7 protein-coding genes and 2 pseudogenes are annotated in these 8,147 nt (G+C 74.5%); 5 read left to right on the top strand and 4 right to left on the bottom strand.

Annotated elements, in window-relative coordinates; translation table 11 throughout:
• The 4 genes and pseudogenes from AC1DUQ_RS13035 to AC1DUQ_RS13020 all read right to left on the bottom strand — a co-directional run.
• Positions 1-427: pseudogene (locus AC1DUQ_RS13035) on the bottom strand (chymotrypsin family serine protease); the annotation flags it as partial.
• Positions 428-507: 80 nt separating this feature from the next.
• Positions 508-2,295 (bottom strand): ABC transporter ATP-binding protein, encoded by a 1,788-nt coding sequence (locus AC1DUQ_RS13030; protein ID WP_477062612.1) that lies wholly within the window; start codon positions 2,293-2,295, stop codon positions 508-510.
• On the bottom strand, positions 2,292-4,175 hold the full coding sequence (locus AC1DUQ_RS13025; protein WP_477062613.1) for an ABC transporter ATP-binding protein: 1,884 nt from the start codon (positions 4,173-4,175) through the stop codon (positions 2,292-2,294). The genes AC1DUQ_RS13030 and AC1DUQ_RS13025 overlap by 4 nt, the downstream gene beginning before the upstream one ends.
• 80 nt (positions 4,176-4,255) lie before the next feature.
• Positions 4,256-4,969, bottom strand: a complete 714-nt coding sequence (locus AC1DUQ_RS13020) for a helix-turn-helix transcriptional regulator (protein WP_477062614.1) — start codon at positions 4,967-4,969, stop codon at positions 4,256-4,258.
• Positions 4,970-5,033: 64 nt separating this feature from the next.
• Between AC1DUQ_RS13020 and AC1DUQ_RS13015 the strand changes: the two genes are divergently transcribed.
• The 5 genes and pseudogenes from AC1DUQ_RS13015 to AC1DUQ_RS12995 all read left to right on the top strand — a co-directional run.
• Positions 5,034-5,735, top strand: coding sequence for an alpha/beta fold hydrolase (locus tag AC1DUQ_RS13015; protein ID WP_477062615.1), 702 nt, complete (start codon positions 5,034-5,036; stop codon positions 5,733-5,735).
• 93 nt (positions 5,736-5,828) lie between these two features.
• Positions 5,829-6,653, top strand: coding sequence for a DUF4397 domain-containing protein (locus tag AC1DUQ_RS13010; RefSeq protein ID WP_477073919.1), 825 nt, complete (start codon positions 5,829-5,831; stop codon positions 6,651-6,653).
• Between the two features lie 7 nt (positions 6,654-6,660).
• Entirely contained in the window at positions 6,661-7,302 is a 642-nt protein-coding gene (locus AC1DUQ_RS13005) for a class F sortase (protein ID WP_477073918.1), read from the top strand.
• 35 nt (positions 7,303-7,337) lie between these two features.
• The gene (locus tag AC1DUQ_RS13000; protein WP_477059340.1) at positions 7,338-7,946 is read left to right on the top strand and encodes an RNA polymerase sigma factor; all 609 of its coding nucleotides are present in this window, start codon (positions 7,338-7,340) and stop codon (positions 7,944-7,946) included.
• Positions 7,930-8,147: pseudogene (locus AC1DUQ_RS12995) on the top strand (anti-sigma factor); the annotation flags it as partial. The gene AC1DUQ_RS13000 and the pseudogene AC1DUQ_RS12995, both read left to right, overlap by 17 nt.

Raw genomic sequence — 8,147 nt, 5'->3', positions numbered from 1 at the left:
GGACGACCCCGTCCTTGTGCACGAACGCGCCGAGCGTGCCGGCGGTGACGTCGACGTGGGCGATCGAGATGCCGGGGCGCAGCGGGCGCACGCGGCCCGTCTCGCCCAGGGCGCGGGCGGTGATGACCGGGGGGCGCGGCCGCACCTTGGACGGGTCGTCGGCCAGGGTGGAGATCCGGCCCGTGCGGCGGACGTCCACGTCCTGCCCGACCTCGGCGACGACCTTGCGCGCGATGCTCCGGACGGACGGCAGGCCGAGGCGGTAGCGGACCGCCAGCGCGTACGAGCCGTCGGGCTGCGGTGCGAGACCGATGGCCAGCGCCAGGCCACCGTCGGCGACGTCGGACGGCCGCACCACCCGCTCGGACAGCTCCCGAGCGAAGTCCGTCGCCTGCGCCTTGACCTCGCGTGCCGTGCCCTTGTCCATGCATCCCCCTGCTGGTCGGTTCGCCCGGTCCGTCCCGGAGCGCTGCCAGTCTGCCGGTCGCCGCCCACACGCGCAGGGGTTCAGAGGTACGCCGCCGCCTGGATCCCGAACAGCTCGGCGTACAGGCCGCCGCGCGCCACCAGCTCCTCGTGCGAGCCGGACTCGACGATCCGGCGGTCGGCGACGACCAGGATCAGGTCGGCCATGCGGACGGTCGAGAACCGGTGCGAGACCAGCAGCGTCACCGCCCCGGTGGTCGCGCCGACGGCCTTCGCGTGGGCCGCGTACCGCTCGTACAGGTCGTGCTCCGCCTGAGCGTCCAGGGCCGACGTCGGCTCGTCGAGCACCACCAGCAGCGGCTGCTCACGCATCATCGCCCGGCCGAGCGCGAGCTTCTGCCACTGCCCGCCGGACAGCTGGGCGCCGTCCGCGTGGCTGGTGCCGAGCTGCGTGTCGAGCCCGTCCTCCAGCCTGTCCAGGACGTCCGCCGAGTGCGCCCGGTCCAGGGCGCCGAGCACCGCGTCGTCGGATCCGATCCGGGGCAGGTCCCCGACGCCGACGTTCTGCCGCGCGAGCAGCTCGAACCGGCAGAAGTCCTGGAAGCCCGCCGCCGTCCGGTCCCGCCAGGCCACGGGGTCGAGGTCGTGCAGGTCGATGCCGTCCACCGTGATCGTGCCGGTCGTCGGTGCGTAGAACCGGCACAGGAGCTTGACCAGCGTGGTCTTGCCGGCACCGTTCTCGCCGACGATGGCGACGCTGGTCCCGGCCGGCAGCACGAGGTCGACGCCCTCCAGGACCGGAGCGTCCGTCCCGGGGTAGGTGAACGAGACTCCGTCGAACCGGATGCCGACGCGCAGCACGTCCGGGGCGGGGACCGACGACCCCTGCACGGTCTGTGCCTGCACGAGCGACCGCATCCAGGCGAGGTCGGTCATGGTCCGGGCGGCCCGCTGCAGCTGCTGGAGGATGGTCACCGCGGCGGTGACCTGCTGGTTCACCTGCGACGCCAGCGTGATCACCAGCACCACGTCACCGACCGTGCGCCGGCCGGCGACGGCGTCGCGCAGGACGAGCAGGGTCGCGGCGACGTACGCGACCGCGAACGCGAGCTGACCGGCGGCGCGCAGGGCGTCCGCGCGCACCTCCCCCGCCCAGAGCACGGCCGTCGCCGCGTCCCACGAGCGCGCCAGCCGGGAGCGCACCTCCTCGCCCAGCCCGCAGGTGCGCAGCTCCTTGGCGGCTGACGCGTCGAGCGACAGGACGAACAGGTGGCGCGCGCGGCGGTTGTCGGTCGCGGCGGCGGTCCGCGCGGCACCCAGCACGCTCTCCGCACGGCGGCCCAGGACCAGCGGCGGCACGGCGGCGAGCGGCAGGAGCAGCAGCCACGGGTTCAGCTGGGCCAGCAGGACCCCCGTGATGAGCAGCGCGACGCCGAGCCCGATCGCCGACAGCAGCGCCTGCATGGAGCCCCAGCCCGACCGGTCCAGCTCGGTGCGCAGCACCTGCAGCCGGTCCGCGTACTCCGGCCGCTCGTGGTGCTCGATCCCCGGCGAGTCGTGGGAGAGGCCGATGAGGTCCCGCTCCAGGCGCATCACCGCCTCGTCGCCCAGCTCGAAGTAGAAGATGTGCGCGAAGTGCCCGGCCGTGAGCGCGGCGACGACCAGCACCGCGACGAGCACCGCCGCCACCGACGCACTCCGGGCGTCCCCCGCCACGGCGGCGTCGGTCAGCGCGGCCAGCGCGGGCGCGGCCAGCGGAAGCGCCACCGACTGCAGCACCATCAGGACCGCGGAGAGCACCAGCTTGCCGGGGCTGATGCTCGCCGCCAGCCGGAGCAGCGCCCAGCTCCCCTGCGCCGTCTGCCTCATGCGTCCACCGCGTTCCCGTCGGCGTCCAGCCCGGCGGCGAACCGTTCCGCCTGCAACCGGAACAGCCGGGCGTAGTGCCCGTCGGCCGCGACGAGCTCGTCGTGCGTGCCCTGCTCGACCACCCGGCCGGCGTCGATCACGACGATCCGGTCCGCCCGGCGCACGCTGGAGAACCGGTGCGAGATGAGCACCGAGGTCGCTCCCCGCGTGAGCTCGACGAACCGGTCGAAGAAGTCCGCCTCCGCGCGGACGTCGAGCGCCGAGGTCGGCTCGTCGAGCACCAGCAGCCGCGCTCCCGCCTCGAGCGCGTACAGCGAGCGGGCGATGGCGATCCGCTGCCACTGGCCCCCGGACAGGTCGGCGCCGCCCTCGTAAGCGCGGGACAGGGTGGTGTCGAAGCCGGCCGGCAGGGCGTCGATGGCGTCGGCGATCCCGGCCCGCTCCGCGGCACCCCGGACCACGGCCGGGTCCCGCGGGGCGTGGACGGCGCCGACGAGGATGTTGTCCGCCGCCGACAGCTCGTACCGGACGAAGTCCTGGAAGACCACGCTGACCTGGCGGCGCCAGGCGACGACGTCGAGGTCCGCCAGGTCGGTCCCGTCCACAGTCAGGCGGCCCGCGGTGGGCTCGTGCAGGCGGGTCAACAGCTTCACCAGCGTGGTCTTGCCGGCACCGTTGACGCCGACGATCGCGGTGCACAGGCCCGCCGGCAGGTCCAGGTCGAGGCCGTCGAGCACAGGGCGACCGCTGCCCGGGTACGTGAAGTGCACGTCCTCGAACCGCACCGACGCCTCGGGGGCACCCGGCGGCACGGGCCGTCCGGGTCCCGACGAGCCCAGCCGCGCCTCGGCCGCGTCCATCCGCTGCTCGAACTCGGCCAGCGCCGCGACGGCCTGCATGCCGTACTGCGTCTGCACGTCCGACTCCGGGTAGTACTCGCCCAGCGCGATCGCGGCGACGACCGCCTGGATGCCGAGCGCCAGAGCGGTGAGGGTGATCTCGCCCGCGGCCGCCGACCGCCCGATCGACACCAGCACCGCGGCGCCGACCACCAGCCCGATCGCCGTGTAGACGAGATAGGGGACCAGGTAGATCTGCCGACGCCGGGCGGCGACCGGGTCCAGCATCCGCCGGGTGGCGTCGCTGTACTCGTCGGTGAACCAGCCGGCCAGCCCGAACACCCGCATCTCCTTGGCGGCCGCCGGGCCCATGGCCACCTCGCGCAGGTACACGGACCTCCGGCGGAAGCCGATGACGTTCTTCCACACCTGGGAGTAACGCCGCAGCCCGCCACGCTGCCCGTACCGGAACACCAGGGTGGCGGCGAGGACGGCCGCCGCGGCCGGCCAGGACACGACCGCACCGATGACCGCGGCGAACCCGAGCAGCTGCACGTACCGCGCGACGAGGGCGAGCAGTCCCGCGGCCGACGCTCCCGGGCTGCGGAAGTCGGCCTCGAACTCCCTCGTCGCCTCCGTCAGGGCCTCGAGGGTGGCCTGGTCCTCCATCGGCGCGATGCTGGTGGAGCGCAGGGCGATGCGCAGCGCCCGGTCGCGCAGGGCACCGTCGATCCGGCGCTGCATCCGCACGCCCAGCGCGGTCTGCACGGGCGCGAGCACCTGCCGGGCCAGGAACAGGACCGCCGCCAGCACGAACGTCCGTACCAGGTCACCCCACGCGGCCGACCCCGTGCCGCCGTCGACGGCCGCAGGCACCTGCCCGACCACCACGCTCGTGGCCAGCACGAACGCGACCGGCAGGAGGCCGAGCACCAGGTTGAGCGCCGCGAGTCCGACGACCAGGCCCGCGCCCGCCGTGGGCAGCAGGCGGGCGATGTCCCGGCGGGGCAGGACCGCGGTGCGGTACCAGGACCGGAGCATGGGCGCCCTCCTTCGGCCGGGGCGTGGGAGCGCGCCCAACCTAGTGCGCGCCCCGCGCGGGCGCACGGTGTTTCGCGACCTCAGTCCGACGGGCGCGACGACACCGGACGCGCGTCGGGCGGGGCGGTGCCGATGTCGGCGACCGGGCGTGGCTCGTAGCCCTCCGGCGTCAGGTCCGCACGCAGGATGCGCCCGAGCCGGAACCACCGCAGGTCCTGCCGGGACTGGCACCAGGCCACGACGTACCAGGTGCCCTCGGTGCGCGCGAGGACGACCGGCTCGATGCGACGGCGACTGACGGTGCCGTCCGCGCGGCGGTACTCGACGGCCAGCACCCGGCGGCGCCCGATCGACTCCTCGACCCCCCGCAGCACCTGTGGCGGCACGTCGTCCCCTGCCCGGTCCGGCCGCGACCAGACCCGACCGGCGAGCTCGTCGGCGCGTGCCCGGTCCGCTGGCGGGAGCGCGTCGAGCACCTTGGCGCGGGCGGCCTCGGCGTCGGTGCCGAACGGGCTGCCCGCCGGCAGCGCACGGACCGCGAGCGCCAGGGCCACCGCCTGCGCGGGCGTGAAGTTCACCGGCGGCAGGCCGACGGACGCGTCGAGCACGTAGCCGCCGCCGAGGCCCGCCTGCGCCACGACCGGCAGGCCGGCCTGCTGCAGCGCCGACACGTCCCGCTTCACCGTCCGCGGGGACACCTCGAACAGCCGCGACAGCCGCGTGCTCGTCGTCCCGGCGCGGCCGACGCGCCGCAGCTCCTCCGCGAGCGCGTACAGACGGTCGGTGCGGTTCATGGTTCCAGCATGGTGACACAAAGGTGACATCCTGGTGTCACCGGCCGGGGTTCACGCTGGAGCCATGACCACCTCACTGATCCTCGTCCCCGGTTTCTGGCTCGGCGGTTGGGCGTGGGACGACGTCGTCTCCGCCCTGCCCGACGAGCTCGACGTGCACGCGCCGACCCTCCCCGGGGTCGAGCCCGGCGCCGACCGCGCCGGCATCACGCGCGCCGACCACGTCCGCGCCGTCACCGACCTCGTCGACTCCCTCGCGGGCGATGTCGTCCTCGTCGGGCACAGCGGTGGCGGTGCGCTCGTCGGCGAGGTCGTCGACAGGCGACCGGACCGCATCCGGCGCGCGATCTACGTCGACTCCGGCCCGCTCGAGGACGGTGCCGCGATCGACGCCTCCGCGACCGAGGAGGTCGAGGTGCCGCTGCCCAGCTGGGAGGAGTTCGCGGCCCAGGGGTCGAGCACCGAGGGCATCGACGAGGACGGCCTCGCGGAGTTCCGACGCCGCGCCGTCCCCCACCCCGCGGACGTGGTGCGCGGCGCGGTGCACGTCGGCGACCCGCGCCGGTTCGAGGTCCCCGTGACGGCGATCTGCACCAGCATCCCGTCGGAGCAGATCAAGACGATGGCCCACGGCGGTCCGCCGTTCCACACCGAGCTGGGCGAGAGCACCGACCTCACCTACGTGGACCTGCCGACCGGCCACTGGCCGATGTTCTCGCGCCCGGCGGACCTGGCGGCAGCGATCGCGGAAGCCGCCGGCGCCTAGTGCATCCACGGACGGGCAACCGGCCGAAGAGGGGGTGTCAGCACATCGGCCGCTCGGGGGTACCCCACCGGGCCAGTCCTCGAAGGACGCACCATGCGCACACGTCTTCTCTCCGGCATCGCCGCCGGAACGCTCGCCCTCGTCACGCTCGCCGCGGTCCCCGCGAACGCGGCCGACCCCGCCAAGCTGTCCGTCCTGCACGGTGTCCCCGGCCTCACGGTCGACGTCTGGGTCAACGGCGAGCGCACGCTCGACGACTTCACGCCCGGCTCCCTCGCCGGCCCGCTGGACCTGCCCGCCGGCACGTACACCGTCGCCATCACGGCAGCCGACGCGGCCGACGCCAGCTCACCGGCCATCGGCCCGGTCGACCTCGCGCTCGAGGCCGGCAAGAACTACACGGCCGTCGCGCACCTCGACGCCGCAGCCGCACCGACCGCCACCCTGTTCACCAACGACATCTCCACCACGGCCGCCGGCGAGGGCCGGCTCACGGTCCGGCACGTCGCCGCGGCCCCCGGGGTCGACGTGCTCGCCGGCACCACGCCCGYGATCACCAACCTCACCAACCCGAACGAGCAGGTGCTCAACCTCCCCGCCGGCACGGTGTCCGCCAGCGTGACCGCCACGGGGACCACGACGCCCGCGCTGCTCGGCCCGGCCGACGTGCCGATCGTCGAGGGCACCAGCACGATCGTCTACGCCTGGGGCAACGCGACCGCGTCGCCGTCCACCCTGGCCCTCGCCACGCAGACCATCACCGGCCTGCACAGCAACCCGTCCGGGGTGAACGCCGGCCAGGTCGGTCTCGTCTCCGACGGCGGGTCGTCCGCGTGGACCTTCGCGATCGCCGGGCTCGTCGTCGCCGGCCTCGTCGGCCTCGCGTTCGCTCGTCGCCCCGCCACGCAGCGCGACTGATCCGAGCATGACCACCACACCGCAGCCCGAGCAGGCCCTCGCGCCCGCCCGGGCTGCGGTGCGCCCCCGACCCGCACGCGTGCTCGCGGCCGTCGTCGCACTCGGCACGACGCTCGGCCTGCTGACCGCGTGCACCGGTCCGGCGCCCTCTGCCGGACCGGTGGTCGACGCCGCCCTCGGTGCCCAGGTCGCCGTGACGCCCCCGCCCGTGCGGCTCGTGGTGCCGGACGTGGGGATCGACATGGCCGTCGACCCGGTCGGGGTGCAGGACGACGGTGAGATGGAGATCCCCGAGGACGCCGACCGCGCCGGGTGGTACCGGTTCGGTCCCGCGCCCGCCGACCCCGCCGGCGCGACCGTCGTCGCCGCGCACGTGGACAGCGTGCAGACCGGGATCGGGCAGTTCGCCCGGCTGCTCGACGTGGCGGTGGGGGCGGCGATCACCGTGACCTCCGCCGACGGCGGCGTGCGCGAGTACCGCGTCGTCGGCGTCGAGAGGATCGCCAAGGAGGGTGCGCCCGTGGACCAGTGGTTCGACCGGTCCGGCGCGCCGCGACTGGTGCTTGTGACCTGCGGTGGCACGTTCCGCCGCGACATCGGGCACTATACGGACAACGTCGTCGTCACCGCCGAGCCGATCGGTGGGTAATGATGACGATGCTGCTGACCAGGGAGGAGCCGTCCGTGAGCGCACCCGGGACCGGGTCCGCTGACTCGTCGCGCCCTGGGCACCGGCTCGACCCGGACGGCGAGGGTGTCGAGGAGCTCGGTGCCGCGTTCGCGCGCGGCGACGAGACGGCTATCGCGGAGGCCTACCGACGCTGGTCTGCGCTCGTGCACACGATCGCGCTCCGCTCGCTCGGCAGCGTCACGGACGCTGAGGACGTGACGCAGCAGGTGTTCGTCGAGGCGTGGCGCAGCCGCGAGCGGTTCGACCCGGACAAGTCCCGGCTGCCCGCCTGGCTGCTCGGGATCACGCGGCACGTCGTCGCCGACACGCACGAGAAGCGCGCGCGCGACCGGCGGCTGCGGGACAAGACCGTGGCCGGCGCGTCCGACCTGCCCGTGCCGTCCGTCGACGGCCGCGTCGTGGACCGGGTGGTCGTCGCCGACGAGCTCGACCGGCTGGGAGACCCGCAGCGCACGATCCTGCGGCTCGCGTTCTTCGACGACCTCACGCACGACCAGATCGCGACTCGGCTCAACCTGCCGCTCGGCACCGTCAAGAGCCACGTCCGGCGCAGCCTCGCCCGGCTGCGGACCCGATGGGAGGTGGATGGTGCCGTTCGATGAGTCCCACGTGGACGACGACGTGCTCGCGCTCCTCGCCCTCGGCGAGCCGGCGGGTTCGGCGTCGGACCTTGCACACATCGAGGAGTGCGAGCGGTGCACCGACGAGCTCGACTCCCTGCGTGACGTGGTCGGGCTGGCCCGCGCCGGCGCTGCGGAGGGTCCGCTCGTCGCGCCCGCTCCGCAGGTCTGGGACCGCGTCGC

This window comes from Cellulomonas sp. P4_B5_2, assembly GCF_056402235.1.
This window is presented reverse-complemented; position numbering and strand designations above follow the sequence as displayed.